This window comes from Mesorhizobium sp. M1C.F.Ca.ET.210.01.1.1, from assembly GCF_004791585.1.
In the GTDB taxonomy this organism is placed as follows: Bacteria; Pseudomonadota; Alphaproteobacteria; order Rhizobiales; family Rhizobiaceae; genus Mesorhizobium.
This window is the reverse complement of the sequence record NZ_SRUU01000007.1, coordinates 102,008-128,232: the sequence shown is the minus strand read 5'-3', so window position 1 is coordinate 128,232 and position 26,225 is coordinate 102,008. Positions and strand designations below refer to the sequence as shown.

Below are 26,225 nucleotides of genomic sequence, written 5' to 3'. Positions count from 1 at the left end.
CGATAAGCGCGCCGGAACGAAAGGGTCCGACAAGCCGAAGCAGCAGATTGCTGACGGCCCGGCCCCAACGCTCCCGATCAGGCTACCGGCATAGGAAGGCGGGCATTGCCCGCCTTTTTTGTTGTCTGATTTAGGCCACGAAGGAATTTGCCTAGGGCAACCACTTGATGGGCACATGTCCCTTGTCAGCCTCCACCCGCTTCAGCCACTCCACCACGGCCGGATAGGCGTCGAGCTGGAAGCCGCCCTTCCCGGCGGTATGGGTGTAGGCGTAGAGCGCAATGTCCGCGACGCTGTAGGCGCTGCCGGCGAAGAAGGCGTTCTGCTCCAGATGCTTGTCCATCACGCCGAGCGCCTTGTTGCCGCGCTCCAGCGTCTGCGCCAGCCGCTCCGGCGTCGCGTCCTTGGCCCGTTCCGGAAAGGTGAGCAGCGCCTTGCGCACCGCGATGTAAGGCTCGTGGCTATATTGCTCGAAGAACAGCCACTGATAGCCCAGCGCCCGCTCATATTTGTCGGCCGGCAGGAAGCGCGTGCCTTCGGCGAGATAGAGCAGGATGGCGTTGGATTCGGCGATGCGCCGGCCATCGTCGAGCTCGAGTAGCGGCACCATCGCGTTCGGGTTCTTGGCGACGTAGTCGGCCTTGCGCGTCTCGCCTGTATGCGAGCTCACCTCGACACGGGTGAAGGGAATGCCGAGCTTTGCCATCAACAGGCGCGGTTTGTAGCAATTGCCGCTGTCGATCATGTCGTAGAGTATCATGGCCTTCACCTCGCGCGACGATCGACAGGCTCTACCTCGCCTGCGCGGCGCTCATCCAGTGATTTGTTTTGGCGCAAACATCAGCGGCGCTGATGCAAGGGCACGACCTTGTTGTCCATGCCAAGCAGCGCGTCGATCGACAGCGGCTCCTCGTTGAAGATCGTGCCCGCAAGCGCCGGGCGGGCAAGATGATACCCCTGCAAGAGGTCGACGCCGCCGTCCAGCGCGACGCGCAGATGCGTAGCCTGCTCGATGCCTTCGACCAGAACCTTGGCGCCGCGGTCGTGCAGCATCGAGACCAGCGGCCGGAAGAACCGTTCGGCGGCGGCATGGCGGCAGAACTCAGCGAACCAGCCGCCGTCGATCTTGACGATGTCGGGCGAAAGCAGGCCGATGCGCGCTTCGGTCGAATGTCCGGTGCCGAAATCGTCGATGGCGATGCGGATGCCGTCCCGCCTCATCTCGCGCACGAGGCAGGCAAGCACATGGTCGTCGGCCGCCTGCTCGGTGATCTCGCAGACCAGCATGGCGGGCGAGAGGCCGAAATCGTCGAGATGTCTGGTCATAAGGCGGATCTCGGCCAGCGCCCGGCCGAGATGATCATTGATCGTCGGGTCGTAGTTGAAGAACAGCGCAAGCCCGTCGACGCCGATGTTGCGGTAGTTGCCGAGATGCAGTCTCCGGCACATCGTCTCGACGAACAGCCGGTCCGCCGTCGCGACGCTGTCGAAGAAGACCTGCGGCGCAACCGGCGTTGCGACGCGCCGCGGCTCGATCAGCGCCTCCACGGCAACGGCCTTGAGCGTCCTGCCCTGCGGCGCGAAGATCGGCTGATAGCAACTCCACAGCCGGAACTCGCCATAGACGCCGAACTGAAGGCCGATCTCGTCGGCGAAGATCGCCTCGTCGACATCACGCCGCCTGTCGGGCCGTGCGGTCATGGCGTCACCTTGCGCCCGAACGCCTTCGCCGGCCGCGACGGCCGCACGGGAGCGGGATTGGCGGCGACCGTGGCCTTGCTCTCTTCAGCCTCAGGCGCCCGCATGCTCTCGCCGAAACTGGTCGGCGCCAATTCCGGCCGGGCAAGCACATAGCCTTGCACCATCGAGGCCCCGGATTTTTCGGCGAGGTCCAGCTGCCAGCCTTCCTCGATACCTTCGAAAACCGTGCGGATGCCCTGGCTCTCGAAACTGCTCACCATCGCGGTCAGCAGCGCGAAACCGGCCCCGGACTCCATGAGCTGCGTGATCCACTGGGCGTCGAACTTGACGATGTCCGGCCGCAATTCCTTGACGCGGTTGATGTCGGAATCGTCGGCGCCGTAGTCGTCGACGGCGATGCGGAAGCCGTTGGCGCGCAGCGCCTCGACAAAGCTGTAGAGCGTCTCCTGCGAAGCCGACTTCTGCTCGGTGACCTCGCACACGATCCGGCGCGGATCGATGCCGGCCTCGTGCAGCACCAGGCGCATGTCGCGCAGTGCCTTGTCGGCAATAGCGCGGTCGGTGAACACCGACGGATCGAAATTGACGAAGACGGACGCCTCTTCGGGCAGGCAGGCGCCGGCGTTGAGCAGGTGCAGCGTCCTAGTCAGCGCCTCGATATGCAGCCGGTCGCCAGCCGGACAAGTGCCGAAAAAGCTCATCGGCGACTGCGGCTCGCCGTCGCGAAACGGGCGGATCAATCCCTCGAAGGCGACGACCGAAAGCTTGCCGTCGTTGAAGGCGAAGATCGGCTGGAAGGCGCTCTGCAGCGTGTAGATGCCCCAGACACCGCTGGAGGTGCCGTCGTCATGACGGATGATATGAGCAAGCCCGATGCTGCGCGACAAAGGTCCCTCGCTCGGCCAAACCGGCGGAATTCAATCTGCGATCCTGCCAGCCAAGGGTTTACCGGTCGTTGATGAATTTATAGTTGCCGCTCACGCCACCTTGACCCCTGGATCATCCGACAATGCTTGCGCTTGGGCCGATGATGCGACATGAGAGGCGCCGCGGCCGCTCCTGGCCGCGACACTTCTTGGAGACGCTCTGTCATGGCCTTTCTTGCCGACGCCCTTTCCCGCGTGAAGCCTTCCGCGACCATCGCGGTGACGCAGAAAGCGCGCGAGCTGAAAAATGCCGGCCGTGACGTCATCGGCCTCGGTGCCGGCGAGCCGGATTTCGACACGCCCGACAACATCAAGAACGCGGCGATCGAAGCGATCCGTCGCGGCGAGACCAAGTATCCGCCGGTTTCCGGCATCGCGCCACTGCGCGAGGCGATCGCCAGGAAGTTCAAGCGCGAGAACAATCTCGACTACCGCCCGGAGCAGACCATCGTAGGCACTGGCGGCAAGCAGATCCTGTTCAACGCCTTCATGGCGACGCTGAACCCCGGCGACGAGGTCATCATCCCCCGTCCCTATTGGGTGAGCTACCCGGAAATGGTGGCGATCTGCGGCGGCACGTCGGTGTTTGCCGACACCTCGATCGACAACGGCTTCAAGCTGACCGCAGAGGTGCTGGAAAAGGCGATCACGCCGAAGACGAAATGGCTGCTGATGAATTCGCCGTCCAACCCGTCGGGCGCCGCCTACACAGAGGCCGAATTGCGCGCGCTGGCCGACGTGCTGCTCAAGCACCCGCATGTCTGGACGCTGACGGACGACATGTACGAGCATCTGACCTATGGCGACTTCGTCTTCAAGACCATCGCTGAGGTGGAACCGAACCTCTACGAGCGCACGCTGACCATGAACGGCGTGTCGAAAGCCTATGCCATGACCGGCTGGCGCATCGGCTACGCCGCCGGCCCGGTGCCGCTGGTCAAGGCTATGGACATGATCCAGGGCCAGCAGACGTCGGGCGCCTGCACCATCGCGCAATGGGCGTCCATCGAGGCGCTCAACGGTCCGCAGGACTTCATCGCCAGGAACAAGGCGATCTTCCAGGGGCGGCGCGATCTTGTCGTCTCGATGCTCAACCAGGCGCGCGGCATCACTTGCCCATCGCCGGAAGGCGCCTTCTATGTCTATCCGTCCTGCGCCGAGCTGATCGGCAAGAAGGCGAAGAGCGGCAAGGTCATCGACAGCGATGAGGCGTTCTGCTCGGAGCTACTCGACGCCGAAGGCGTTGCCGTGGTGTTCGGCTCGGCCTTCGGCCTCGGGCCGAACTTCCGCATCTCCTACGCCACGTCGGAGACGCTGCTGGAGGAAGCCTGCACGCGCATCCAGCGCTTCACCGCGTCGCTGACCTGACGGGCAACGCGGCGACCAATGAGAGAACCCGGCTTCGCGCCGGGTTTTTTGGTGGGTATTTCAGCCGCCATACTGCTCGTCGGTGACCGCCTCCAGCCAGTCGGCATGGACGCCGTCCAGCGCCTCCTGCATGGCAACATGCGTCATTGCGGTTTTCGGCCCGGCGCCGTGCCAGTGCTTTTCGCCCGGCGCGAAGGAGATGACATCGCCCGCTCTGATCACCTCGATCGGCCCGCCCCATGTCTGTGCAAGCCCGGCGCCCGACGTGACATAGAGCGTCTGGCCGAGAGGGTGCGTGTGCCAATGGGTGCGGGCGCCCGGTTCGAAGCTGACCAGCGTGGCCCTGAGCCGCGCCGGCGCCTCCTTCTCGATGATCGGCGTCTGCAGCACCTTGCCGGTGAAATACTTTTCGGGCGCGATAATCGTCGGCACGCTGCCGCATGCGATGATCTTCATCGTTCAAATCCTCAAGGTATGACGGCCGTCCACGCGGGCAAGCCGGATTGGCAGTCGGATATTCGCTCCACATCGCTCCGGGCGCTAGCATGATTGAGGTCGACCATGCGATTGTAAAGCCGACCGGCGCCCAATTCAGAAGCCGGCAAGGCAATTGGCGTTCCTATTTTCCTTGCCCTCTCCGCGAACCCGTGTGACGATGGCCTTCGGCAGGTGGTGAGCAACAACCCCGCCCGCGACGGCCGAACAGGCCGGCCGCCGCTCTTCAAAGGGTGCGATCGGACGCAAAACCGGTTTCCACTTTTGCTGATCGCTCTCTTGGGAAACGCCTGAGTGGAGGTCAGCCATGGGTACTCGCGCCGGAGGACGACGCACGGGACCGAAATGCATTGCCATAGTCGGTCCCTTCGCAAGCGGTAAGACGACACTTCTCGAAGCAATCCTCGCCCGTACGGGCGCCATTCCCCGCCAGAATCCCGTATCATCGGGCAACACAGTTTCCGATCACTCCCCAGAGGCCCGCGCCCACGCCATGAGCGTCGAGGCGACCTTTGCCACTACGGAATTCATGGGCGAGCAGTTCACCTTCGTCGATTGTCCCGGCTCCATCGAATTCGCCTTCGAGGCCGAGCCGGTGCTTGCCGCCTGCGATGTCGCGGTGGTCGTGGCCGAAGCGGACGAAAAGAAGATCCCGGCCCTCCAGCTCATCATGCGCAAGCTCGACGATCTCGGCGTGCCGCGCATCTTATTCCTCAACAAGGTGGACAAGGCGATCGCCGGCGTGCGCGAGACGCTGAAGATGCTGCAGCCGGCGAGCTCGGCGCCGCTGCTGCTGCGCCAGATCCCGCTGCGCAAGGACGGCGTCGTCATCGGCTCCATCGATCTCGCGCTCGAGCGGGCCTATGTCTACCGCGAATATGCCGAAAGCCAGGTCGCCGAGATTCCGAACGACGACAAGGCGCGCGAGCTTGAAGCGCGCTTCTCGATGCTGGAGACCCTGGCCGACCATGACGACCAGTTGATGGAACAGTTGCTCGAGGAGATTGAACCGCCGAAGGACGCTATTTTCGACGACCTTGCCGCGGACCTGCGCGCCGGCATGGTGACGCCGGTTCTGATCGGCACGGCGGAGAAAGGCAACGGCGTGCTGCGCCTGCTGAAGACGATCCGCCACGATGCGCCGGACGTCGAGGCGACCCGCAAGCGACTTGGCGCGCCCGACGGCAGCCAGACGGTCGTGCAGGTGATGAAGACCATCCACACCGCGCATGGCGGCAAGCTGTCTGTGTCGCGCGTGCTCTCCGGCCAATTGGCCGATGCGGCCGAGCTTTTCCTCTCCAATGGCGACTCGACGAAGGTCTCCGGCATCTACAAGATGCTGGGCAAGGACCAGTTGAAGCTGTCATCGGCCAAGGCTGGCGATACCGTCGCGCTCGGCAAGCTAGACAACGTCAGGACCGGCCAGACGCTGAGTTCGGCCAAGGGCGGCATCAAGCCTCTGGTGACGTTGGAATCGCCGCAACCGGTGTTTGCCTTCGCGCTGCGCCCCAAGGAGCGCAAGGACGAGGTCAAGATGTCGGCGGCGATCCAGAGGCTTGCCGAGGAGGACCCCTCGCTCAGCCTGCGCCACAACCAGGACTCCGCCGAAACCGTGTTGTCGGGGCATGGCGAAATGCATCTTCGCGTTGTGCGCGAGCGCCTGGAGGGCAAGAACCAGATTCCGATCGAAGGCCATTCGCCGGCGGTGCCTTATCGCGAAACGATCCGTAAATCCGCGCAGCAGCGCGGCCGCCACAAGAAACAGTCCGGCGGCCACGGCCAGTTCGGCGACGTGGTGATCGAGATCAAGCCGCTGCCGCGCGGCTCGGGCTTCCAGTTCACCGACACCATCACCGGCGGTGTCGTGCCCAAGACCTACATCCAGTCGGTGGAGACGGGCGTTCGCGACTATCTGAAGAATGGTCCGCTCGGCTTCCCGGTGGTCGACGTCGCCGTCAATCTCTCGGACGGTTCCTACCATGCGGTCGACTCCTCCGACATGGCCTTTCAGATGGCGGCGAAGCTGGCGATGAAAGAGGGTATGGCGGCCTGTTCGCCGGTCCTGCTGGAGCCGATCATGAAGGTCGAGATCGTCACGCCGTCGGATGCAACCTCGAAGATCATCGCGCTGATCCCGCAGCGGCGCGGCCAGATCCTCGGCTATGACGCGCGACCCGGCTGGCCGGGCTGGGACGTGGTCGAGGCGACCATGCCTCAGGCCGAGATCGGCGACCTGATCATCGAGCTGCGCTCGGCGACGGCAGGCGTCGCCAGCTACAAGGCCGCCTTCGACCATATGGCCGAGCTGACCGGCCGCCTTGCCGACGAGGCGATGAACGCCAACGGCAAGGCCGCCTGACCGACTTTGCTCGATGATACGAAAAAACGGCGCCCGGATCTTCCGGACGCCGTTTCTAATTGCGGACCGTCTCCTGGGAGGTACGGCAGGTCCGCCGCATTACAAAATGGTTCGGACGCGGTAGCTGCCTGAGCCCGGCCTGTCCGAGTGATGCCCCCATCTCCCGAACCGACCAACCGCGTCCTATGATCTGCTTAATCGATAGAGAGCGTCCGCGACATGTTACCCGATGTTACATGTCACTGTTACGTGGCTTTCGCGCACGCATTTCCGGTATCGGCGTGATCTGTGGGCAACAAAAAAGCCGGATCAATAAAGATCCGGCTGAGTTTGATTGGAAGTGCCGATTAGGGCTAACCTCCAGAGGGGAACACTCGAGGGCGCTAATGGGAGGAGAACGCGCCCAGGAGATGAACTATATATGTGCTCATCATGCCCAAGAAACAAGCATCTATTTTGCAACACACGCATGCAAAAACATGCAGGCTGTGGTCCAACCTATTCCAGGGACCGATAGGACCAGGAAAAATGGCCGAAATCCTGGGTCTTTCCGAGCCAGAAGCGATTGCTGATATGCGAAATGGGCCGATGCGGGCCGGAAATACGCAGAATTGTAAATGATGTGGATTCGGGCAGCCCGCGTTTATTTTTGCGGCAGGAGAGCCTGATGCGAACTTTTTCGGCAATTGCCGGCAGCGCGCTATTCCTTGTTGCCGCACCTGGCGTGGTCGCGGGGCTGATACCCTGGCTGCTAAGCGACCATTATCGCATACCGCTGTCGACGGTGCCGGGTTTCGTGCCCCTGGGCTCGATCCTGGTGGTCGCGGCGGCAGGCGTCCTGCTTCACGCCTTCGCTCGCTTCGCCCTGGAGGGACTGGGCACGCCCGCCCCCGTTGCGCCAACCGAGAAGCTCGTTGTTGGCGGCGTCTATCGCCATGTGCGCAACCCCATGTATGTGGCGGTGCTGTCGATCATCCTCGGCCAGGTGCTCATCTTTTCGAGCTGGGCGGTCCTCGTCTACGGCCTGATCGCCGCGGCGGCGATGATCTCCTTCGTGAAAGTCTACGAAGAGCCGACGCTCGCCCGCCGCTATGGCACCGAATACGAAACCTACCGCCGCGCCGTTCCCGGCTGGCTGCCGCGGCTGACACCGTGGCGAGGGTAAGCCGCAGTCGAGCTATCGAGATTCAGGCCTAATAGGACCAGCTGCGGGCCTTGGCGATGATGAAGTCACGAAAGACGTGCAATTTCGCCTGGTTCTTCATCGCGTCCGGATAGGCGAAGTAAGTGTCGAAGGACGGCACTTCGGTCTCGGGCAGCAACTGCACCAGGTTGGAGTCCTTGTTGATCACGTAGTCGGGCAGCATGGCGATGCCCGCGCCGCCCTGGACCGCGCGCTTGATCGACAGAATGTCGTTGATCTGCAGCGTCGGCACCCTTTGCCCGCCCTCGAAATCCCCGACCGTCTCCAGCCAGTTCAGCTCCGATAGATGCGAGGGCACCGGCACGCCGAAGGTGACGATCCGGTGGTTCCTCAGTTCCGCGATAGAGGCCGGCTTGCCGAACTTCGCCACATAGGAAGGGGACGCGTAGAGATGGAAGTGCACGGTGAACAGCCGGCGCTGGATGAGATCCGGCTGCTGCGGTTGCCTGAGGCGAATGGCGCAGTCGGCCTGGCGCATGGTCAGGTCGAGTTCCTCGTTGGCGAGGATGAGCTGCAGGCTGATCTCCGGATAAAGCTCGATGAATTCCTGCACGCGCTCGGTCAGCCAGCCGGCGCCCAAGCCCACCGTCGTCGTCACCCTGAGCACACCGGAGGGGCGATCCTTGGTCTCGGTCAGCCGCGACTTGATCGTCTCCAGCTTCATCAGCACGTCATGCGCCGTGCGGAACAGCATCTCGCCCTGCTCGGTCAGCACGAGGCCGCGCGCGTGGCGGTGGAACAGCGCCACGCCGACGTCATGCTCCAGCGCGCTGACCTGCCGCGATATCGCCGATTGCGACAGGTGCAATGTCTCGGCGGCGTGGGTGAACGATCCAGCCTCCGCCGCAGCGTGAAACACGCGTAGCTTGTCCCAGTCCAGCGCCATGATTCCCCTCGTGTTGCCTTTGGCGTCTGAATGAAAAATCAGGCTTTTAAACGGCGTTCTTCAGCCGATCGATTACTCCGCTGCTTCGCGGTGGACTTCGATCCCGGCCAGATATTTCTCCGCCTCGAGCGCGGCCATGCAACCGAGCCCCGCCGCTGTCACCGCCTGCCGGTAGATGTCGTCGGTGACGTCGCCGGCGGCAAAGACGCCGGGAACGTCGGTGCGCGTCGAATCGGGCGCCGTCCACAGATAGCCGTTCGGCTTTTGCTTGAGCTTGCCGGCGAAGAGCTCGACCGCCGGCGCATGGCCGATGGCCACGAAAACGCCGTCGACCTTCAGCCGCGACACCTCTCCGGTCGCCACATTGCGCAGCTTCAGCCCCTCGACCGACGGCGGCAGCGGCGCCTTGCCCGGCTGGCCGGTGATCTCGTCGACGACCGTGTCCCAGATCACGCGGACATTGTCCTTCTTGAACAGCCGCTCGCGCAGGATGCGCTCGGCGCGGAAATCGCTGCGCCGGTGAATGACAGTGACGCTCTTGGCGAGGTTGGCGAGGTAGAGCGCCTCCTCGACCGCCGAATTGCCGCCGCCGACCACCGCGACATCCTTGCCACGATAGAAGAAGCCGTCGCAGGTGGCGCAGGCCGAGACACCGAAGCCCATGAAGGTCTGCTCCGAGGGAATGCCCAGCCACTTGGCCTGCGCGCCGGTGGCGATGATCAAGGCGTCCGCGGTGTAGACGGTGCCGGAATCGCCCGTGGCGCGGAACGGCCGCACATTGAGGTCGACCTCGGTGATGATGTCGTTGACGATGTCGGTGCCGACATGCTCGGCCTGCTTGAGCATCTGCTCCATCAGCCAGGGACCCTGGATAGGATCGGCAAAGCCCGGATAGTTTTCGACGTCGGTGGTGATCATCAACTGGCCGCCCTGCTGCAGGCCGGCGACGAGCATCGGCTTCAGCATGGCGCGGGCGGCATAGATCGCCGCCGTATAGCCGGCCGGGCCGGAGCCGATGATGAGAACGGGCGCGTGTTTGGTGGTCATCAAAAAAGTCCCCTGCGGCTCTAGGCCGTGGTTTGTCGCCGGTAATGTAAGTGTTGCCCGCCAAGCCAGCAAGGCAAGTTGGCTTTAGTCCCCGGAAAGCTTCGTGGCACGGCATAAAGGACCATATCGCCGCCTCGAGGCAGAAAAATCATCGCAAAGGGATGGCCTCCCGCGCGAAACCAAATTACAAAATCGCGAAAGATTCTTGCGCGAAAGCCGATCATGCCGCTCAAAGCCGATCTCGACGCCATCGACTGGAAGATCCTGCGCGAGCTTCAAAATGACGGCCGCATGACCAATGTCGAGCTGTCCAACCGGGTCGGCATCTCGGCTCCGCCTTGCCTGCGCCGCGTCAGGCGGCTGGAAGAGGCCGGCATCATCCGCGGCTACCGGGCGCTGCTCAACGCGCCGGCTCTCGGCATGGATGTCGTCGCCTTCTGCCTCATCGGCCTGCACCATCAGGCCGATGCCGAACTCAAGACCTTCGCCGAGCGCACGCGCGGCTGGCCGATCGTGCGCGACGCCTGGATGGTTTCAGGCGAGTCCGATTTCCTGCTGCATTGCGTCGCGAGCGATCTCGGTACCTTCCAGACCTTCGTCATCGAGGAGCTCGCCTCGGCCCCCAACGTCGACACAGTGCGGACCGCGCTGACCATCCGCCGGGTCAAGGACGAAGGGTTGGTCGCCTTTCCGGCTTGATGCGCCGGCTTCCGATGAAGCCGCTGGAAAAACAGTGATTTGGCGTTCAATTTTGAATCAACGCGATCGGAGCGATCGTATTGCGGTGAGCAGGGCTTCCAGGTCTCGTGCATCGCAAAGCGGCAAGACCGAAAGCCCGCCCATCGCTGCGGCTTCGCCATCGACAAGCCACCCACGCTCGAGGCCGGCGCGCTGCCCAGCCTCCATATCTGCCGGCTTGTCACCGACGATCAGCGATCGCTTGAGATCGACGTCAAGGCGACGCGCCGCCTCGACCAGCATGCCCGGGTTAGGCTTGCGCATCGGATGGTCGGCAATCGCCAGAGGACCCGAGCCGGCCTCGTGGTAGGCGCAGGCAAGCACCATGTCGACGGTGGCTTCGTTCTCGGCAAGCAGGTCGAGCACCCGCTGGTTGACGCGGCCGAAGGCATCCCAGCCGAAATAGCCGCGCGCGATGCCGGACTGGTTGGTGACCACGATGACAGGGATACCGGCCCGGTTGGCAGCTTCGATCGCCGACAGCATCTGCGGCCTGAGCACAATGTCGGCCGGATCGCTGGGATAGTCGGTGTCCACATTGATCGTGCCGTCGCGGTCGAGGAACAGCGCCGGCAATCCGGACGGAAAAGGTCTTGCTCCAATCCGCTCGACCCACAGGCCGGGCTCTACAAGCGGAAAGGCGGCACTGCCCTCAGCCATTGCTGAGACGCGCTTCGACCACCTCGCACAGATGGTGGTAGAGGCACAAATGCCCCTGCTGGATGATCGGCGTCGAGGTCGACGGCACGTTGAGCAGGATGTCGGTCAGCGGCTTCAACTTGCCGCCGGTGTCGCCGGTCAGGCTGATCACCGTCATGCCCATGGCCCGCGCTTGCTCGGCGGCGGCAAGGATGCTCGGCGAATTGCCGCTGGTCGAGATCGCGAGCAGCACCGCGCCCTCAGACCCATGCGCCTCGACCTGGCGCGAGAAGACCGTGTCGAACCCGTAGTCGTTGCCCCAGGCGGTCAGCACCGCCGCGTTGGCCGGCAGCGCGATGACATTGTAGGCCTTGCGCTCCTTGAGGAACCGGCCGACCAGTTCGCCGGCGATGTGGATGGCGTCGCTCGCGGAGCCGCCATTGCCGCAGATCAGCAGCGCCTTGCCCTGCGACAGTGCCGTCACGACCGTGTTCACCGCGCGCTCCATCTCGCCGGTAAGGTCGCGCTCGACCATCGCCGAGATCGCCGCCGCGGAGCGGACCAGATAATCGTTCAATTCGGACATGAAATCCTCAATTCGGGCCGCCGGCACGCAGCTTGCCGATGGTGTTGGTCGTGCTCTTGCCGGCGACGAGGTCGACCAGCACCACGCGCCCGCCTGCCTTCTGCACCACGTCGGCGCCGACCACGGTCTCGATGGTGTAGTCCGCGCCCTTGACCAGGATGTCGGGCTTGAGCGTCTCGATCAGCTTGAGCGGCGTGTCCTCCTCGAAGACGACGACCGCATCGACTGAGGCAAGGGCTGCCAGCACGCAGGCGCGGTCATGCTGGTCGTTGACCGGACGTCCCGGCCCTTTCAGCCGGCGCACCGAGGCGTCGCTGTTGAGGCCGAGCACCAGCCGGTCGCATTGGCTGCGCGCGGCATGCAGAAGGCTGACATGGCCGGCATGCAGGATGTCGAAGCAGCCATTGGTGAAACCGACGGCCAGCCCCTCATCCTTCCACGCCGCCACCATCCTGGCCGCCGCAGTGGCGTCGAGAATGGCATCCTGATGGACAACCGGCCCATGCGAGCGGAACAGCGCGCCCGAAAGCTCCTCGACGCTCAGCCGCGCCGTGCCGCGTTTTCCCACCACGACGCCGCCGGCCGCGTTGGCGATTGTGGCGGCCTGCACGCGGTCCGCGCCCGCGGCCAGCGACAGGGCGAAGGTCGCGATGACGGTGTCGCCGGCGCCGGAAACGTCGAACACCTCGCGCGCCTGCGTCGAGATGTGGCGGGCATCCTCCGCCGTGACGACGCTCATGCCCTTTTCGCTGCGCGTGGCGACGATGAACTCGAAATCATGCGCGGCAATCAGGTCGCGTGCCGCGGCCACGATCTCGTCGTCGCCGAACACCGCGCGTCCGACCGCTTCGCCAAGCTCCTTGCGATTGGGGGTGACGGCCGTCGCTCCGCCATAGCGCGCATAGTCGCGGCCCTTCGGATCGACCAGGACCGGCTTTCCGGCGTCGCGGCAGATCGCGATCAACTCGGCCGCCACACCATCGAGCAGGACGCCCTTGCCGTAATCGGACAAGATGACGATGTCGGCGCGCGCAAGCGCTGCCTGGAAGTGCTCGATGAGCATCGCCCGCTCGCTGCGGGCCAGCGGTTTGATCTCCTCTTCGTCGAAGCGCAGCACCTGCTGGTTGAGCGCGCTGAAGCGGCTTTTCGACGAGGTCATGCGGTCTTGCCGCTGCACCAAGCCGTCCGTATCGGCGCCGAGATCGCCGAGCATGCGCAGGAGATCGTCGCCGGCCTTGTCGGCGCCGATCACCGCCACCGGGATCGCGGCGCCGCCCAGCGACACGATGTTGGAGACGACATTGCCGGCGCCGCCCATGGCCAGCATCTCGCCCCGCCCGTGCAGCACCGGGATCGGCGCTTCCGGCGAGATCCGCTCGATGACGCCGCTGACGAAGCGGTCGAGGATGAAGTCGCCGACCACCAGCACGGTGACCTCGCCGAAGCGGGCGATGGTGCGATGCAAGGGTTCCGAAGAAGGCAGATGCTGCTTGATCATCTCACTGGCACACGCCGAAAAGGCTGGTCTTGATCAGGGTTGCGGCGCCGGAAATCCGGCGCCCTTCGTTCTTCGCGATGCCGATATACCGCAATTCGGGCCAGCGCAACGGCATGCCGCAGACGGGATGACGGCGAAACGCGCGCGAGTGAAGCGTGAGCTTTGCGGCGCGACTGTGGCCGAGCGCATGACCGGAACGCGTTTGGCGTGCTTTATCGACACTCCCATCGGCGTCCCCTATAAGGGCCGGAATCGGCAACGCAACAGAGGCCTTCATGATCATCGTCACAGGCGGCGCCGGCATGATCGGCTCCAACATCGTCGCCGCGCTCAATGCCGAAGGCCATGACGACATCGTCGTCGTCGACGATCTGACCGACGGCCACAAGATCGCCAACCTGGCCGACCTGCATATCGCCGACTATCTCGACAAGGACGAATTTCTGGCCCGGCTCGAGGATGGCGGGCTCGGCCGCATCGAGGCTGTCTTCCACCAGGGCGCCTGCTCGACCACCACCGAATGGAACGGCAAGTTCATGATGGAAGTGAACTATGCCTATTCGAAGCGGCTGCTCAATGCCTGCCTGGCGCTGCGCGTGCCTTTCCTCTACGCCTCCTCGGCCTCGGTCTATGGCGGCGGCAGCGAGTTCCGCGAGGAACCGGAGTTCGAGCGTCCGCTCAACGTCTATGCATACTCGAAGAAGCTCTTCGACGACTATGTCCGCCGCAACGTCTTCGATACCGACCATTCGCAGGTTGCCGGCCTACGCTATTTCAACGTCTACGGCCCGCGCGAGGCGCACAAGGGCGCCATGGCCTCGGTCGCCTACCATTTGTTCAACCAGGTCGAACAAGGCCAGAACCCGAAGCTCTTCGGCGCCTACGGCGGATTCGGTCCTGGCGAGCAGAGCCGCGACTTCATCCATGTCGGCGATGTCGCCGAAGTCAATCTGTGGCTGTGGAAGCGGGGCTTGAGCGGCATCTTCAATTGCGGCACCGGCCGCGCCCAGCCGTTCCGCGCGATCGCCGAAACGGTGATCGGCACACTCGGCAAGGGCGAGATCGAGTTCATCCCCTTTCCCGATCATCTCAAGGGCAGCTACCAGAGTTTTACGCAGGCTGATATGTCCCGCTTGCGCGCGGCCGGATACAATGGCCAATTCCGGACTGTCGAAACCGGCGTCAGAGGCTATGTCGAATGGCTGAAAGCCCAACGATCCTCGTGATCGGCCCACGCTGGGTGGGCGACATGGTCATGGCGCAGTGCCTGTTTGCGGCACTGAAGGAAAAGCATCCGAACGCCGCGATCGATGTGCTGGCGCCGGCCTGGGCAGCCCCCTTGGTTAAGCGCATGCCCGAGATACGCTGCCAGATCGATTTCCCGCTGATGCCCGGCGCGCTCGAATTCCGCAGCCGCAGGCGCTTCGGCCGCCTGCTGCGCGGCCGCTACGACATGACCTATGTGCTGCCGGGGAGCTGGAAATCGGCGCTGATCCCGTTCTTTGCCCGCATTCCCCACCGCGTCGGCAATCTGAGGGAAATGCGCTACGGCCTGCTGACCGACATCGTTGCTTTGCCCGACGCGCTCAAACGGCGCACGGCGCGCGCCTATTTCGGCCTGGCGCGGGGTGGCACGTTTCGCGCGCCGAAGCTCACTGTCGATACGGCCAACCAGGCGGATCTGCTGGGGCGGTTCGGACTCGACGCAAGGAAATTCGTCGCCTTGATGCCTGGCGCCGAGTTCGGCCCGGCAAAACGCTGGCCGAGCGAACACTATGCCGAGCTCGCCCGAGGGATGATGGCAAAGGGCCTCGGTGTCGCCCTGCTCGGCTCGAAGAACGACGCCGAGGTTACCGGCGAGATCGCGAGGCTCGCCCCCGGCGCCATCGATCTTGCTGGCAGGACAAAGCTGGAGGACGCCATCGACCTGATCGCCGCGGCGAAGCTTGCGGTGTCGAACGACAGCGGGCTGATGCATATCGCGGCCGCCGTCGGCACGCCGATCGTCGCCGTCTACGGGTCGACCTCGCCCGAGAACACGCCGCCGCTGACCGATCGCTCGGAACTGATCTGGCTGCATCTCTCCTGCTCGCCCTGCCACAGCAAGACCTGCCCGCTCGGCCATCTCAACTGCCTGAAGACGCTCGACGTCGCGCGGGTCGCGGCAGCCGCCGACCGGTTGCTTAAGGTTCCAGCAGCCGCATGAAGGTGCTGATCGTCAAGACATCGTCGATGGGTGACGTCATCCACACCTTCCCGGCAGTCGAGGATGCGCTCCGTAACCGCCCCGACATAAGTTTCGACTGGTGCGTGGAAGAGGCATTTGCCGGCATCGTCGCCCTGCATCCGGCGATAAAGTCCATTCACAAGGTGGCGATCCGGCGCTGGCGCAAGAAGCTGTTTGATGGTGGCATCTGGCGTGAGATGGCCGACCTGCGCCGCGTGCTGCGTGCATGCCGCTATGACCTTGTCATCGACGCGCAAGGTCTGTTGAAGTCGGCGCTGGTCGCCATCCAGGCCGGCGCGCCGGTTGCCGGTTTCGATCGCTCCAGCGCCCGCGAGCCCTCGGCGACGCTGTTTTACGATCGCAAATTCGCCGTGCCACGCGACCTGCACGCCATCGAACGCACCAGGCGCCTGTTCGGTCTGGCGCTGGGCTACCAGCCTGGCCTGTCGATGCTCGGGTCCGGCATTGTGCCGCCTGTTGGCGGCCTTGCTGGTATTGAAGGCAGAACCGCCTTCCTGCTGCACGGCACCAGCCGCGAGGACAAGAAATGGCCGGTCGAGAATTGGATCGAAACCGCCCGCCAACTGGCCGACCGGCAATTCACGCCGGTGGTCACCTGGTCGAATGAGGCGGAAAAGAAAGTGGCGGAAGCCATTGCCGCTTCCGTGCCAAGGGCGGCGCTGGTTGCGAAATCGCCGCTCGCGGATGTCGCAGCGATCCTCGGCCACTCGACGCTCGTCATCGGCGCCGACACCGGCCTCACCCATCTCGCCAGCGCCTTCGGCCTGCCGACGGTCGCCATCTTCCTAGCCACGGAACCCGGCCTCACCGGCCCGCGCGGACAGTACGCGTCGACTTTGCTCGCGCCGGCCGGCGGCAAGGTCACGCCGGTTGAGGTGGTTGCAGAGGCTGAGCGCCTGCTGACGCTCAGATCAAACGCGCCGACGTGAGGACCTTTTCAGAATTTGCTCTGGCGAGTCGAATAGCGTGGTTTTCGAGAACCGGAGCGGAGCGTACTTAAAGTACGCGAGCACCGGAAGCGCAGAAAACCGCGCTAGTTGGCCGCCAGAGTAGAATTATCAAAAGGTCCTTAGATAAACTGCACCTGGACGATCTCATAGCCGCGGGCGCCGCCGGGGGCATTGACCTCGATGGCATCGCCGACTTCCTTGCCGATGAGGGCACGAGCGATCGGCGAGGAGATCGAGATGCGGCCGGACTTCACGTCCGCTTCTTGGTCGCCCACGATCTGATAGGTCTTCTTTTCCTCGGTATCCTCGTCGACCAGCACAACGGTGGCGCCGAACTTCACCTTGTCGCCGCTGAGCTTCGAGACGTCGATGACCTCTGCGCGCGCGATCAGGTCCTCAAGCTCGTGGACGCGACCCTCATTGTGGCTCTGCGCCTCTTTCGCCGCGTGATATTCGGCATTTTCGGAAAGGTCGCCATGCGAGCGCGCCTCGGAGATCGCCTCGATGATGCGTGGACGCTCTTCCTGCTGGCGCCAGCGCAGTTCTTCCTTCAATGACGCGAACCCCTCGCCTGTCATCGGGACCTTGATCATTTGCCTGACCTTTCCTGCCGCCACCCCCGTTTTCGGGAATGGCCCCTTGTCGATGGTACAAAAAGAAAACGGTCCGCAAGCCTCGGGCTAACAGAACCGTTTCACCACAATTTCCCCGAATATAGCGATCTTCGCGCGATTTTCACGCCCTAAAATGAAGTTCGCCGAAATCACCACCGCTTTCGCGAGGCCGTCCGGCGACAAATGCGGCAACCGGGCAGCAAAAACCGGCTGCGATTGCTCGCAGCCGGTTCGAAAGGCGTTGGGCGAGACTCAGCTTCTCAGGAAATGATCGATCTGCTCGGACAGCATCCCGTATTCGCGCGAGCCTTTGCCGGTCCGCTTCTCGATCTCCATCAACTGCTCCTGCGCCCCGGCAAGATCGCCGATCTGCAGATGCGCCTCGCCGAGATACTCGCGCACCAGCGTGTAGTTCGGGTCGATGCGCAGCGCTTCCTCGTAGTAGCCGAGGCCGACTGTCACACGGCCGGAATGGCGATGCGAGTAGCCGAGATAGTTGAGGATGCGCGGATCCTGCTTGTTGGCGGCGAGCGTCAGCACCGAGATCGCCTCGTCATAGCGCCCGGCCATCGCCAAGTCGTGGCCGGCCTCGTAGATGCTGTCGTCATCCAACATGCCGTATTGCGGCACGACGCATTTCTTCGTTTTCTTGTCCCAGACCTCGCCCTTCTTGCACTGCGTGGTCTGACCGCCGCTGCCGCCGCCACCCTCGCCGGCCGTGAAGGCAGGCGCTACAAACAGCGGCAGGGCCGCAACAGCCAGGACCTGAACAAGCAATCGTCTGCGCATCGATGCCTCCTTGAGCGTGACAATGGCAGATTAACGCCACCTAGATGCGGTTTCATCCCGAAAAGCTGGCGGCGGCCGAACTATTTTGGATGTCCAAGCGGATTCTGGTCTTTGCGAACGGACGTGACGCGGGCCACAAATCCGCTATCATCAGTCGAGCGCACCACGAGGAGAAAGGCCAGTGCAGCAGCGCCTCGAGAAGGAATGGGATCTTTCCATCGACCCGGATACGGTGCGCCTGTTCATCCTGAAGGCGAAGGCGCTGAGCGCCGGCGTCAACGAGGACTACGACGACGGCGCCGAGCACGAGGTCGAATTCGACGGCGACAGGCACGCCAGCCATCATCATGACGGCCTTGCCGAGGAAGCCGCGGAAGATCTGACCGAGGAGGAGTTCCGCGAACTCATCAACGACCTCAATGTCGATGAAGCGGCCGAGCTCGTGGCGCTGGCCTGGGTGGGCCGTGGTGACTACGAGGCTTCCGAATGGATCGAGGCGGTGGCGGCCGCGCGCGAGCGCGCCAACAAGCGCACCGCAAAGTACCTGCTCGGACTGCCGCAGCTCGCCGACTGGCTGGAGGAAGGCCTCGAGGCGATCGGCGCGTAACGGGCCGGTAACCGATTTTGATCGCGGCGCCGCAAAGTCCAAGGCAACCTTAAAGTGCCGGGCCCGTTTCCGGCCGATGGCAACGCTGAGCTTTTCCGGATTTTGCAGACTGGCGCTGCCCTTGGCGGCGGCGACCTTGCTGTGCACGCCGGCCGATGCCAGGCATCGCCACAGGCAGTCGCTGACACCGCGTATGGAGCAGCCGTTGACGCTGCGGGCTGATCAGCCACTGAGGCCGAGGAGCAGGCACCGCGTGAAATCGCACGGCAAGCGGCAGATCGCGCCAAAGCAGACGCAGCAGCAATCGCAGGACCAGCCGACCTCGCCTGCCGATGTTCCGGTCCCAGAGCCCCGTCCGACGGAAGCGCGAAAGGCCGATGCCGCGACGATGGAAGAGCGCAACGCTGCCGGTCCAAAGAACGCTGGCGCATCCGCCCGCTTCGATCAAGAAAAGCCTCGTCAGGAAAACGAGGGGCGTCCAGAGCCTTCGACCCCGGAGCCATCAACCGATATGGAAAGCGAACCTGAGGCGCCGGCCCAGGTGCCGATTCCGACACTGAGACCAGACATGGCGGAACCGGAGGGAAAGCCGCCCGCTGTCGCCCCCACGCCGCCGCAGAAACCGGCCGAATTGGAGCCGGAACCGCCTGCCGCCGTGCCAAAGCCGCCGGAAAAGCCCGCACAGGCCAACCAGGAGGAAGTGCGTCCCGATCCGCGCTCCGCTGAACTGCCCGCCGACAAGATGCCGGAAGAGGAAGTGGCCTGTCGTGATCGTCTGAAGGCGCTCGGCGTCGAATTCGAGGAACACAAGGCCGAGCACGATGCCCTGATCGGCTGCTCGATCCCCTACCCTGTTGTCCTGAAAACGCTTGGAAAATCGATCGGCATCGGTTCCGGCACCGAGCTCAACTGCCAGATGGCCGAGGCTGCCGCGCGCTTTGCCGCCGATGTCATCCGGCCGGCCGTGAAGGCCGAATTCGGCGCCGATCTCAAATCGATCAACCAGGCATCCGCCTTTGTCTGCCGTCCGCGCCACGGCGGCGGCAAGCTGTCGGAACACGCCTTCGGCAATGCGCTGGACATCGCTTCATTCACGCTGTCGGACGGCAAGAAGATCGAAGTCGGACCGGCACCCCCTGAGAAGGATGGAAAGTTCCTGAATATGATCCGCAAGGCCGCCTGCGGGCCGTTCAAGACCGTGCTTGGTCCGGGCAGCGACGCCGACCATGCGCTGCACTTCCATCTCGACCTCGAACCGAGACGGCATGGCGGAACCTTCTGCCAATAGCGGAAGGATAGATGCCGCAATTCGGCCCCAGGCGTGAATACCGGCGCTGATCTTTCCTTTACTCTTGCCGACTAGACTTGTGCCATCGGGAGCATGATCCCTCGGGATCAGTTCGGGACAGGAAGCCTTTCGATGGCCGGAAGACTTGGCGGCATGCTTGCCATGGCGCGGCAGAACAATTTTGCGCGCTCCACCGCCGTCAGGCTGGCCGCCGGGCTTGCCATCGCGACGGTCTCAGCCTGCACGACCGGCGACGTCTTCTCGCTGCAGCCGGCCGTCGACGTCGGCAGCCAGACCGCCGCCGTGCCCGAGGCGCCGCAATATTCCGGCATGCAGAGACTCGTCCCGTCCAACCCCTATTTAACCCAAGCCGCCTATCCGCGCATGGATGAGCCGATGTCATCGCCCGAGCAGATGCCGGCCAGCGAGATCGACTGCCGCAACGAGCTGAAACAGCTCGGCGTCGTTTACCAGGACGTCCAGCCGATCCATGAAGGCCAGTGTGGCATCGACTTCCCGGTGAAGGTTTCGGCCATCGGCAGCGTCGAGATGAAGCCGGCCGCGACGCTGACCTGCAACATGGCCGCGACCTTCGCCGCCTGGACCAGGAACGAGCTCGTCCCGGCGGCTCGCTGGCGCTATTTCTCCGGCGTCAAGGCCATCCACCAGGGCTCGAGCTATTCCTGCCGCAACATCGCCGGCGAAGGCGTCCTGTCGGAACACGGCAAGGGCAACGCCCTCGATGTCATGAGCATCGAGCTCAACAATGGCGACGACATCGATGTCCGCAAGCCGGGCCTGTTCGCCTTCCGCACCCGCGGCTTCCTCAATAATGTGCGCGCCGACGGCTGCCAGTATTTCAACACGGTGCTCGGCCCGGGCTACAACTACGACCACCGCAATCACTTCCACTTCGACGTCAAGAACCGCCGGAACGGCTACCGCGCCTGCCGCTGACCGGCACAGCCCACTGCCCAAGCTGCCGAACGCCGCATAGAGTGGCCGCGAATAGGTTCGGGAGTGGGCTCTCTTGGGTCAGCGAAGCCTTCAGCGGCGCGTGGCGATCTGGCTGGCGGCCTTCTGCGCCTTCTATCTGGCATTTGCCTATCTCGCCGCGCCGGAATTCTGGACCTGGCGGGAGCGCGGCTTCCGCACGCAGCGTTTCGAGATGGTGACGCACACGCCGCAGGGCATTCCGGGCGATCCCATCAATGTCGGCCTTGTCGGCACGGAGAAGCAAGTGGTCCACGCCTTTGCCGTCGCCGGCTGGGACACGGCCGACGCCGTCACGCTGAGGACCGCGATCGACATCGGCGAAAGTGTCCTCTTCTCCCGTCCCTATCCCGATGCCCCGATGAGCCGCCTGCTGTTCGAAGGCCGCGCCCAGGACCTCGCCTTCGAAAAGCCCGTCGGCGACAGCGCCGACCGGCGCCACCACGTCCGCTTCTGGCAGACGAACACGGTCGGCGACGATGGCCGGCCCCTTTGGCTGGGCGCCGCCAGCTTCGACCGCGGCGTCGGCCTCAGCCACGACACCGGCGCCATCACCCACCATATCGGCTCCGACATCGACGCCGAGCGCGACTTCCTGATCGGCGATCTCAGCGCCGCCGGCATGCTGACCTCGACCAGCGCGATACCGGGGATCGGCGCCACGAAAAACGGCAGGAACGGCGGCGGCGATCCGTATTTCACCGACGGCATGGCTGTGGTCGGCGTGCTGAAGACGCTGCCGTGACGGGTTCGTTGCAATTCAGGCTGCGGTCCGCCTGAATACCCCACCGTCGTGCTTCAAGATTGTCATGCTTCAAAAATAGCGGCGGACTATTTTCGAATGCGCTGCAGCAATGCTATTGACCGCGCATGCTTTACGTTGAAATCGCCGTCGTGGCCGTGCTCATCCTGGTGAACGGCCTTCTGGCCATGTCGGAGCTCGCGATCGTCTCGTCGCGGCCTGCCCGCCTCAAGGCGATGATCGACCGCAACGTCAGGGGCGCCGGCCGTGCGCTGGCGCTGGGCTCCAACCCCGGCAAATTCCTGTCCTCGGTGCAGATCGGCATCACCCTGGTCGGCGTGCTGTCCGGCGCCTTTTCCGGCGCCACGCTCGGCGAGCGGTTGGCGCAGTACCTGGCCTCGACCGGCATCCGCGAGAACATTGCCGACCCCGTTGGCGTCGGCATCGTCGTGGCGATTATCACCTATGCCTCGCTGATCGTCGGCGAGCTCGTGCCGAAGCAGATCGCGCTGAAGGATCCGGAGCGTGTCGCCGTGCGCGCCGCACCGGCTATGACTATCCTTGCCACCGTCTCGGCGCCGCTCGTTTTCCTGCTCGATATTTCCGGTCGCACCGTGCTTTGGTTGCTCGGCCAGGCCGGCGAGGCGGAAGAGAAGGTCACCGACGAAGAGATCAAGATGCTGGTCGCCGAGGCCGAGCATCACGGCACGATCGAATCCGACGAGCGGCGCATGATCGCCGGCGTCATGCGGCTCGGCGACCGCGCCGTGCGCGCCGTGATGACGCCGCGTACCGAGGTCGACTGGATCAACCTGCAATCCGACGAGGCTGCCATAAAACGGCTCCTGATGGAGACGCAGCATTCGCGGCTGCCCGCCGGCGACGGCAATGTCGACGCCATGGTTGGCGTCGTGCAGACGCGCGACGTGCTGGCGGCGATCCTCGACGGCAAGGTGCTGGAGCCGCGCCAGCATGTGCGGGCGGCACCCATCGTGCATGACCAGGCCGACGCGCTGGACGTGCTGCAGAAACTGAAGGAATCGGACGTGCCGATGGCGCTCGTCCACGACGAGTACGGCCATTTCGAAGGCATCGTCACGCCGGCCGACATATTGGAGGCGATCACCGGCGTCTTCCGCGCTGACCTCGAAGCCGGCGAGGACGAGGAGAACGCCGTCAAGCGCGAGGATGGCTCATGGCTGCTTGCCGGCTATATGCAGGCCGACGAGATGGCCGAGGTGCTGGGCATCGACCTGCCGGAGAACCGCGACTACGAGACGGTGGCCGGCTATGTGCTGTCGCATCTGCATCACCTTCCCGCCACCGGCGAATGCGTCGACGCACAAGGCTGGCGCTTCGAAGTGGTCGACCTCGACGGCCGCCGCATCGACAAGCTTATCGCCACACGCCTGCCCGACGGCCACCGCCAGATCGCGCGGCGGTAGTCGGCAAGGTGCTGGATTGGAGGAACGCGGTCTGACGCCACGAGGCTATCCTCACTTATGATTGACCAGCCACAAAGCTGGGAAGCGCCGCGAAAGCTTCTATATCGGCAACCATGGATGCATCGAGCGACCACCCGCTGAGCGACGAGCTTCTCTCGGACGTCCAGCGCCTGTCCTTCGACTATTTTCTCAAAGAGGCCAATCCGGCCAACGGCCTAGTCGCCGACCGCAACACCGCGGGATCGCCTGCCAGCATAGCCGCCGTCGGGCTCGCTTTGTCGTCCTATCCCGTTGGCGTCGAGCGTGGTTTCATGACGCGCGCCGCCGCCGTCGAACGGACGCTCGCCACGCTTCGCTTCTTCTGGAACGCGCCGCACGGACCGGAGGTCGATGCCACCGGCTGCAAGGGCTTCTACTATCATTTCCTCGACATCAGGACCGGCCGCCGCGTCTGGAAGTGTGAGCTGTCCACGGTCGATACGGCCCTTCTGCTTGCCGGCGCCCTGGCGGCCGGCGCCTATTTCGACGGTGACGACGAATCCGAACTGGAAATCCGTCGGCTTGCCGACGCGCTCTACCGCCGCGTCGACTGGCGCTGGGCGCAGAATGGCGGCGCCACCGTCACTCATGGCTGGCGGCCTGAGAAAGGCTTCCTGCGCTATCGCTGGGAAGGCTACGACGAGGCGCTTATCCTCTATGTGCTGGGCCTCGGCTCGCCGACCCATCCGCTGCCGCCCGAGAGCTATGCGGCCTGGTTGTCCGGCTACAAGTGGAAGAAGATCTATGGCCGGGAACTGGTCTATGCCGGCCCGCTCTTCGTCCACCAGTTCTCGCATGTCTGGATCGACTTTCGTGGCATCCGCGATGCCTTCATGCGCAAGCACGGCAGCGACTATTTCGAGAACAGCCGCCAAGCGAGCTATCTGCAGCGCGATTATGCCATCCGCAATCCGAAGGGCTTCGTCGGCTATGGCGAGAATTGCTGGGGCATCACGGCCAGCGACGGCCCGGGCCTGAAGAAACTTCATCTGACGATCGGTGGCCGCAGCTTCTTCGGCTATCTGGCGCGCGGCGTGCCCTTCGGACCGGATGACGGCACGCTGTCGCCGTGGGCGGCGATCACCTCATTGCCCTTTGCGCCGGAGATCGTGCTCCCGGCGCTCCGCCATTTCCATGAGATCGACCTCCAGAAGGGCAACCCCTACGGCTTCACCGCAAGCTTCAACCCGACCATCGCCGCCGCCGACGGCCGACCCTGCGGCTGGGTATCGCCGGACCATGTCGGCATCAACCAGGGGCCGATCGCCCTGATGATCGAGAATTACCGGTCGGACTTCCTGTGGCGACTGATGCGCCGCGTGCCGGCCATCACCACAGGACTGCGCCGAGCTGGTTTTTCGGGCGGTTGGCTATGACAAGCGACGACGACCCGCCGGACCGTCACGATCCGGTCGGGTCCGAGGCTCAAGGCACCACCTTGCCGGTCGAGCGACGCCCGTCCAGAAGCCGGTGCGCCTCGCCGGCCCGGTCCAGCGGCGAGCTCCACCACGCGGGCACGGCTTGCAATCCGTATCCCCCAATTAAAAAGGGCGGCGCAAGCGCCGCCCCTTGACCGTTGGGAGGATGATTTCAGGTCGCGGGTTCAGGCCGCCTGGGCTTCGCTGGCGATCGCGTCAGCCGCGCGCGCCGCCTTCAGCACCTTCGCCCACCAGGCTACGTCGTTGATCAGTGCCGCGGCCGCCTGGTTCAGATGCTCGATGTCCTCGAGCTTCTTTTCGCCCTGACGGACAGCGAGGAAATCGCCCCAGGCGATGTGGACGGCCGACTTGACCGGCGCCATCTGCAACTCGACAGCGGCCAGGCGAAGGTGTTCAACAGCGCGCGAGCCGCCGACGCTGCCATAACCGACGAAACCGGCCGGCTTCTTGTTCCATTCATTCGCGGCGTAGTCGATGGCGTTCTTCAGAACAGCCGTCGGGCCGTGATTGTACTCAGCCGCGGTGAAGATGAAGCCGTCGAACTCGGCGACCTTCTTCTGCCAGCGCTGCGCCACCTCGTTTTGCGACGGCGCCCAGGCGGAGGACGCGACCTCGTCGAAGAAGGGCAGCGGGAAGTCGCGCAGATCGACGACTTCGACGTCGATGTCGGCATGCGCCTTGGCGATCTTGGCGATCCACTGCGCCGGCACGTCGGCGAAGCGGGCGGCGCGCGTCGAACCGACGACGATGGCGATTTTGGGTTTGGACATTGGGCTCTCCTTGCGGGGGGAATTTCTGGTATCGTTTGGATACCGGCGCTATATGTGATACTGACAAAGCCGCACGCAAGGAGGCACGTTTTTGTTACTGAGGCACCCGCTCAACACCGAGGACTGCCGTGCCGTGTCGGAAATCCTGCAAAGGGTCGGCGACAAATGGACGGTTCTGGTGGTCGGCAAGCTGGGCAATGGGGCGATGCGTTTCAACGAATTGCGCACCGCCGTCGGCGGCATTTCGCAAAAGATGCTGACCACGACCTTGCGCGGTCTCGAGCGCGACGGCTTCGTCACGCGCAAGGTATTTCCGACCATTCCGCCGCGCGTCGACTACGAACTCACCGAGCTCGGCCATGAGCTGCTGGTGCCGGTCGGCGCGCTTGGCGAATGGGCGCGCAAGAACACGGAAAGGGTGAAGGCCGCACGCGCCAAATTCGACGGCCGGCACGCTTGAAGGCCTTTTGCCGCAAGGCATCGACATTTCACCGTGGAAACTATCGGCCCTGTGCGGCCAAACCCGTGGCTTGTTTGGAAAGACCTGCCGGCTTCCCCGCTGGCGCTCGATACCGGCCCGACGCTTGGCGGGCTCTGGCGTAGACACTCATGCTTCCGCGATATCCGCTCGCACCTTCGGTGTGATGCTCTCGCACGGCGCCGCATTGCAGTTTTCGCATGTCGCGACCGCTTCCTTCACGCCCGTGTTGCCGTGCAGGCAGGCAGCACGCGGAAGGTCTTCTTTGACCTCTGCATAAGCCGTTACGCCGAGCAGGCAGACCAGGGCCACGAGGGCTGCCACGAGCCAGCCGTTCAGCATGTGTTGACGCATTGTCTTTCCTCCAACGCCTGCA

General features: G+C 64.0%; 29 protein-coding genes. 14 read left to right on the top strand and 15 right to left on the bottom strand.

The genetic code is table 11. The features are described 5' to 3' along the window. Positions 1-151: 151 nt before the first annotated feature. The 3 genes from EN853_RS10345 to EN853_RS10335 all read right to left on the bottom strand — a co-directional run bounded on the left by EN853_RS10345 (position 152) and on the right by EN853_RS10335 (position 2,588). Positions 152-760, bottom strand: coding sequence for a glutathione S-transferase family protein (locus tag EN853_RS10345; protein ID WP_127858474.1), 609 nt, complete (start codon positions 758-760; stop codon positions 152-154). Between the two features lie 80 nt (positions 761-840). Beyond that, positions 841-1,701, bottom strand: a complete 861-nt coding sequence (locus EN853_RS10340; protein ID WP_127858473.1) for an EAL domain-containing protein — start codon at positions 1,699-1,701, stop codon at positions 841-843. Then, entirely contained in the window at positions 1,698-2,588 is an 891-nt protein-coding gene (locus EN853_RS10335) for an EAL domain-containing protein (protein ID WP_127858472.1), read from the bottom strand. The genes EN853_RS10340 and EN853_RS10335 overlap by 4 nt, the downstream gene beginning before the upstream one ends. Before the next feature lie 204 nt (positions 2,589-2,792). On the opposite strand from EN853_RS10335, the gene EN853_RS10330 reads away from it, so the two are divergent. Then, positions 2,793-3,995, top strand: coding sequence for a pyridoxal phosphate-dependent aminotransferase (locus tag EN853_RS10330; RefSeq protein WP_127858471.1), 1,203 nt, complete (start codon positions 2,793-2,795; stop codon positions 3,993-3,995). 60 nt (positions 3,996-4,055) lie between these two features. Here the strand turns inward: EN853_RS10330 and EN853_RS10325 are convergent, their stop codons facing one another. After that, entirely contained in the window at positions 4,056-4,451 is a 396-nt protein-coding gene (locus tag EN853_RS10325; protein ID WP_127858470.1) for a cupin domain-containing protein, read from the bottom strand. Between the two features lie 135 nt (positions 4,452-4,586). Further along, a complete protein-coding gene (locus EN853_RS10320; protein WP_127858469.1) occupies positions 4,587-4,799 on the bottom strand; it encodes a hypothetical protein in 213 nt (70 codons plus the stop codon). Here EN853_RS10320 and EN853_RS10315 point away from each other — a divergent pair. Then, positions 4,798-6,849 (top strand): elongation factor G, encoded by a 2,052-nt coding sequence (locus EN853_RS10315; protein ID WP_127858468.1) that lies wholly within the window; start codon positions 4,798-4,800, stop codon positions 6,847-6,849. The two genes, EN853_RS10320 and EN853_RS10315, sit on opposite strands and share 2 nt — an antisense overlap. 667 nt (positions 6,850-7,516) lie before the next feature. Next, positions 7,517-8,014, top strand: coding sequence for an isoprenylcysteine carboxylmethyltransferase family protein (locus EN853_RS10310; RefSeq protein WP_127858467.1), 498 nt, complete (start codon positions 7,517-7,519; stop codon positions 8,012-8,014). Positions 8,015-8,042: 28 nt separating this feature from the next. Here the strand turns inward: EN853_RS10310 and EN853_RS10305 are convergent, their stop codons facing one another. After that, positions 8,043-8,939 (bottom strand): LysR family transcriptional regulator, encoded by an 897-nt coding sequence (locus tag EN853_RS10305; protein WP_095777339.1) that lies wholly within the window; start codon positions 8,937-8,939, stop codon positions 8,043-8,045. Positions 8,940-9,011: 72 nt separating this feature from the next. Then, positions 9,012-9,986, bottom strand: coding sequence for a thioredoxin-disulfide reductase (trxB, locus tag EN853_RS10300; protein WP_127858466.1), 975 nt, complete (start codon positions 9,984-9,986; stop codon positions 9,012-9,014). 222 nt (positions 9,987-10,208) lie between these two features. On the opposite strand from trxB, the gene EN853_RS10295 reads away from it, so the two are divergent. Further along, positions 10,209-10,685, top strand: a complete 477-nt coding sequence (locus tag EN853_RS10295; protein ID WP_126088098.1) for an Lrp/AsnC family transcriptional regulator — start codon at positions 10,209-10,211, stop codon at positions 10,683-10,685. 57 nt (positions 10,686-10,742) lie between these two features. Here EN853_RS10295 and EN853_RS10290 read toward each other — a convergent pair whose 3' ends face one another. From EN853_RS10290 to EN853_RS10275, 4 genes are read right to left on the bottom strand one after another with little or no spacing between them, the layout of a single operon-like run. Beyond that, positions 10,743-11,384 carry an HAD family hydrolase gene (locus EN853_RS10290; RefSeq protein WP_127858465.1) on the bottom strand — a complete coding sequence of 214 codons (642 nt, stop codon included), beginning with the start codon at positions 11,382-11,384 and terminating at the stop codon, positions 10,743-10,745. Then, positions 11,377-11,949 carry an SIS domain-containing protein gene (locus EN853_RS10285; protein ID WP_127858464.1) on the bottom strand — a complete coding sequence of 191 codons (573 nt, stop codon included), beginning with the start codon at positions 11,947-11,949 and terminating at the stop codon, positions 11,377-11,379. Before EN853_RS10285 ends, EN853_RS10290 begins: the two co-directional genes overlap by 8 nt. 7 nt (positions 11,950-11,956) lie before the next feature. After that, positions 11,957-13,447, bottom strand: a complete 1,491-nt coding sequence (rfaE1, locus tag EN853_RS10280) for a D-glycero-beta-D-manno-heptose-7-phosphate kinase (protein ID WP_127858463.1) — start codon at positions 13,445-13,447, stop codon at positions 11,957-11,959. A gap of 1 nt (position 13,448) precedes the next feature. Next, complete coding sequence (locus tag EN853_RS10275; RefSeq protein WP_127858462.1) at positions 13,449-13,736, bottom strand: hypothetical protein; 288 nt, start codon at positions 13,734-13,736, stop codon at positions 13,449-13,451. Here EN853_RS10275 and rfaD point away from each other — a divergent pair. Genes rfaD through waaC form a run of 3 tightly spaced genes read left to right on the top strand, consistent with a single transcriptional unit; the run spans position 13,723 to position 16,624 of the window. Then, complete coding sequence (gene rfaD, locus EN853_RS10270; RefSeq protein WP_127858461.1) at positions 13,723-14,673, top strand: ADP-glyceromanno-heptose 6-epimerase; 951 nt, start codon at positions 13,723-13,725, stop codon at positions 14,671-14,673. The genes EN853_RS10275 and rfaD overlap by 14 nt on opposite strands. After that, positions 14,646-15,653, top strand: coding sequence for a lipopolysaccharide heptosyltransferase II (gene waaF / locus EN853_RS10265; RefSeq protein ID WP_127858460.1), 1,008 nt, complete (start codon positions 14,646-14,648; stop codon positions 15,651-15,653). The genes rfaD and waaF overlap by 28 nt, the downstream gene beginning before the upstream one ends. Next, positions 15,650-16,624: a lipopolysaccharide heptosyltransferase I gene (gene waaC / locus EN853_RS10260; protein ID WP_127858459.1), complete on the top strand. Its 975-nt coding sequence runs from the start codon at positions 15,650-15,652 to the stop codon at positions 16,622-16,624. Before waaF ends, waaC begins: the two co-directional genes overlap by 4 nt. Before the next feature lie 140 nt (positions 16,625-16,764). Here waaC and greA read toward each other — a convergent pair whose 3' ends face one another. Both greA and EN853_RS10250 read right to left on the bottom strand, forming a co-directional pair. After that, the gene (greA, locus tag EN853_RS10255) at positions 16,765-17,238 is read right to left on the bottom strand and encodes a transcription elongation factor GreA (protein WP_127858458.1); all 474 of its coding nucleotides are present in this window, start codon (positions 17,236-17,238) and stop codon (positions 16,765-16,767) included. Positions 17,239-17,511: 273 nt separating this feature from the next. Continuing rightward, on the bottom strand, positions 17,512-18,048 hold the full coding sequence (locus tag EN853_RS10250; protein WP_127858457.1) for a tetratricopeptide repeat protein: 537 nt from the start codon (positions 18,046-18,048) through the stop codon (positions 17,512-17,514). Between the two features lie 181 nt (positions 18,049-18,229). On the opposite strand from EN853_RS10250, the gene EN853_RS10245 reads away from it, so the two are divergent. The 6 genes from EN853_RS10245 to EN853_RS10220 all read left to right on the top strand — a co-directional run bounded on the left by EN853_RS10245 (position 18,230) and on the right by EN853_RS10220 (position 24,538). Then, entirely contained in the window at positions 18,230-18,655 is a 426-nt protein-coding gene (locus EN853_RS10245; RefSeq protein ID WP_127858456.1) for a DUF3775 domain-containing protein, read from the top strand. A 511-nt stretch (positions 18,656-19,166) separates the two neighbouring features. Beyond that, positions 19,167-19,943 (top strand): extensin family protein, encoded by a 777-nt coding sequence (locus EN853_RS10240; RefSeq protein ID WP_245516905.1) that lies wholly within the window; start codon positions 19,167-19,169, stop codon positions 19,941-19,943. A 132-nt stretch (positions 19,944-20,075) separates the two neighbouring features. Beyond that, positions 20,076-20,900: an extensin family protein gene (locus tag EN853_RS10235; protein WP_127858455.1), complete on the top strand. Its 825-nt coding sequence runs from the start codon at positions 20,076-20,078 to the stop codon at positions 20,898-20,900. 73 nt (positions 20,901-20,973) lie between these two features. Then, positions 20,974-21,681 carry an LssY C-terminal domain-containing protein gene (locus tag EN853_RS10230; protein ID WP_127858454.1) on the top strand — a complete coding sequence of 236 codons (708 nt, stop codon included), beginning with the start codon at positions 20,974-20,976 and terminating at the stop codon, positions 21,679-21,681. Positions 21,682-21,806: 125 nt separating this feature from the next. Beyond that, entirely contained in the window at positions 21,807-23,123 is a 1,317-nt protein-coding gene (locus tag EN853_RS10225) for a hemolysin family protein (RefSeq protein WP_127858453.1), read from the top strand. 113 nt (positions 23,124-23,236) lie between these two features. Further along, positions 23,237-24,538, top strand: coding sequence for a glucoamylase family protein (locus tag EN853_RS10220; RefSeq protein ID WP_127858452.1), 1,302 nt, complete (start codon positions 23,237-23,239; stop codon positions 24,536-24,538). Between the two features lie 227 nt (positions 24,539-24,765). Here the strand turns inward: EN853_RS10220 and EN853_RS10215 are convergent, their stop codons facing one another. Beyond that, positions 24,766-25,371, bottom strand: coding sequence for an NADPH-dependent FMN reductase (locus tag EN853_RS10215; RefSeq protein WP_127858451.1), 606 nt, complete (start codon positions 25,369-25,371; stop codon positions 24,766-24,768). Positions 25,372-25,462: 91 nt separating this feature from the next. Between EN853_RS10215 and EN853_RS10210 the strand changes: the two genes are divergently transcribed. After that, a complete protein-coding gene (locus tag EN853_RS10210) occupies positions 25,463-25,831 on the top strand; it encodes a helix-turn-helix domain-containing protein (RefSeq protein ID WP_127858450.1) in 369 nt (122 codons plus the stop codon). 147 nt (positions 25,832-25,978) lie between these two features. Here the strand turns inward: EN853_RS10210 and EN853_RS10205 are convergent, their stop codons facing one another. After that, positions 25,979-26,203: a hypothetical protein gene (locus EN853_RS10205; protein WP_127858449.1), complete on the bottom strand. Its 225-nt coding sequence runs from the start codon at positions 26,201-26,203 to the stop codon at positions 25,979-25,981. Between the last annotated feature and the right edge of the window lie 22 nt (positions 26,204-26,225).

Excerpts from the sequence above, each read along its gene's own strand:
- EN853_RS10345 (WP_127858474.1), bottom strand. The coding sequence starts at position 760 with ATGATACTCTACGACATGATCGACAGCGGCAATTGCTACAAACCGCGC.
- EN853_RS10340 (WP_127858473.1), bottom strand. The coding sequence starts at position 1,701 with ATGACCGCACGGCCCGACAGGCGGCGTGATGTCGACGAGGCGATCTTC.
- EN853_RS10330 (WP_127858471.1), top strand. The coding sequence starts at position 2,793 with ATGGCCTTTCTTGCCGACGCCCTTTCCCGCGTGAAGCCTTCCGCGACC.
- EN853_RS10325 (WP_127858470.1), bottom strand. The coding sequence starts at position 4,451 with ATGAAGATCATCGCATGCGGCAGCGTGCCGACGATTATCGCGCCCGAA.
- EN853_RS10315 (WP_127858468.1), top strand. The coding sequence starts at position 4,798 with ATGGGTACTCGCGCCGGAGGACGACGCACGGGACCGAAATGCATTGCC.
- EN853_RS10320 (WP_127858469.1), bottom strand. The coding sequence starts at position 4,799 with ATGGCTGACCTCCACTCAGGCGTTTCCCAAGAGAGCGATCAGCAAAAG.
- EN853_RS10310 (WP_127858467.1), top strand. The coding sequence starts at position 7,517 with ATGCGAACTTTTTCGGCAATTGCCGGCAGCGCGCTATTCCTTGTTGCC.
- EN853_RS10305 (WP_095777339.1), bottom strand. The coding sequence starts at position 8,939 with ATGGCGCTGGACTGGGACAAGCTACGCGTGTTTCACGCTGCGGCGGAG.
- trxB (WP_127858466.1), bottom strand. The coding sequence starts at position 9,986 with ATGACCACCAAACACGCGCCCGTTCTCATCATCGGCTCCGGCCCGGCC.
- EN853_RS10295 (WP_126088098.1), top strand. The coding sequence starts at position 10,209 with ATGCCGCTCAAAGCCGATCTCGACGCCATCGACTGGAAGATCCTGCGC.
- EN853_RS10290 (WP_127858465.1), bottom strand. The coding sequence starts at position 11,384 with ATGGCTGAGGGCAGTGCCGCCTTTCCGCTTGTAGAGCCCGGCCTGTGG.
- EN853_RS10285 (WP_127858464.1), bottom strand. The coding sequence starts at position 11,949 with ATGTCCGAATTGAACGATTATCTGGTCCGCTCCGCGGCGGCGATCTCG.
- rfaE1 (WP_127858463.1), bottom strand. The coding sequence starts at position 13,447 with ATGATCAAGCAGCATCTGCCTTCTTCGGAACCCTTGCATCGCACCATC.
- rfaD (WP_127858461.1), top strand. The coding sequence starts at position 13,723 with ATGATCATCGTCACAGGCGGCGCCGGCATGATCGGCTCCAACATCGTC.
- waaF (WP_127858460.1), top strand. The coding sequence starts at position 14,646 with ATGGCTGAAAGCCCAACGATCCTCGTGATCGGCCCACGCTGGGTGGGC.
- waaC (WP_127858459.1), top strand. The coding sequence starts at position 15,650 with ATGAAGGTGCTGATCGTCAAGACATCGTCGATGGGTGACGTCATCCAC.
- greA (WP_127858458.1), bottom strand. The coding sequence starts at position 17,238 with ATGATCAAGGTCCCGATGACAGGCGAGGGGTTCGCGTCATTGAAGGAA.
- EN853_RS10250 (WP_127858457.1), bottom strand. The coding sequence starts at position 18,048 with ATGCGCAGACGATTGCTTGTTCAGGTCCTGGCTGTTGCGGCCCTGCCG.
- EN853_RS10240 (WP_245516905.1), top strand. The coding sequence starts at position 19,167 with ATGGAAAGCGAACCTGAGGCGCCGGCCCAGGTGCCGATTCCGACACTG.
- EN853_RS10235 (WP_127858455.1), top strand. The coding sequence starts at position 20,076 with ATGGCCGGAAGACTTGGCGGCATGCTTGCCATGGCGCGGCAGAACAAT.
- EN853_RS10225 (WP_127858453.1), top strand. The coding sequence starts at position 21,807 with ATGCTTTACGTTGAAATCGCCGTCGTGGCCGTGCTCATCCTGGTGAAC.
- EN853_RS10220 (WP_127858452.1), top strand. The coding sequence starts at position 23,237 with ATGGATGCATCGAGCGACCACCCGCTGAGCGACGAGCTTCTCTCGGAC.
- EN853_RS10215 (WP_127858451.1), bottom strand. The coding sequence starts at position 25,371 with ATGTCCAAACCCAAAATCGCCATCGTCGTCGGTTCGACGCGCGCCGCC.
- EN853_RS10205 (WP_127858449.1), bottom strand. The coding sequence starts at position 26,203 with ATGCGTCAACACATGCTGAACGGCTGGCTCGTGGCAGCCCTCGTGGCC.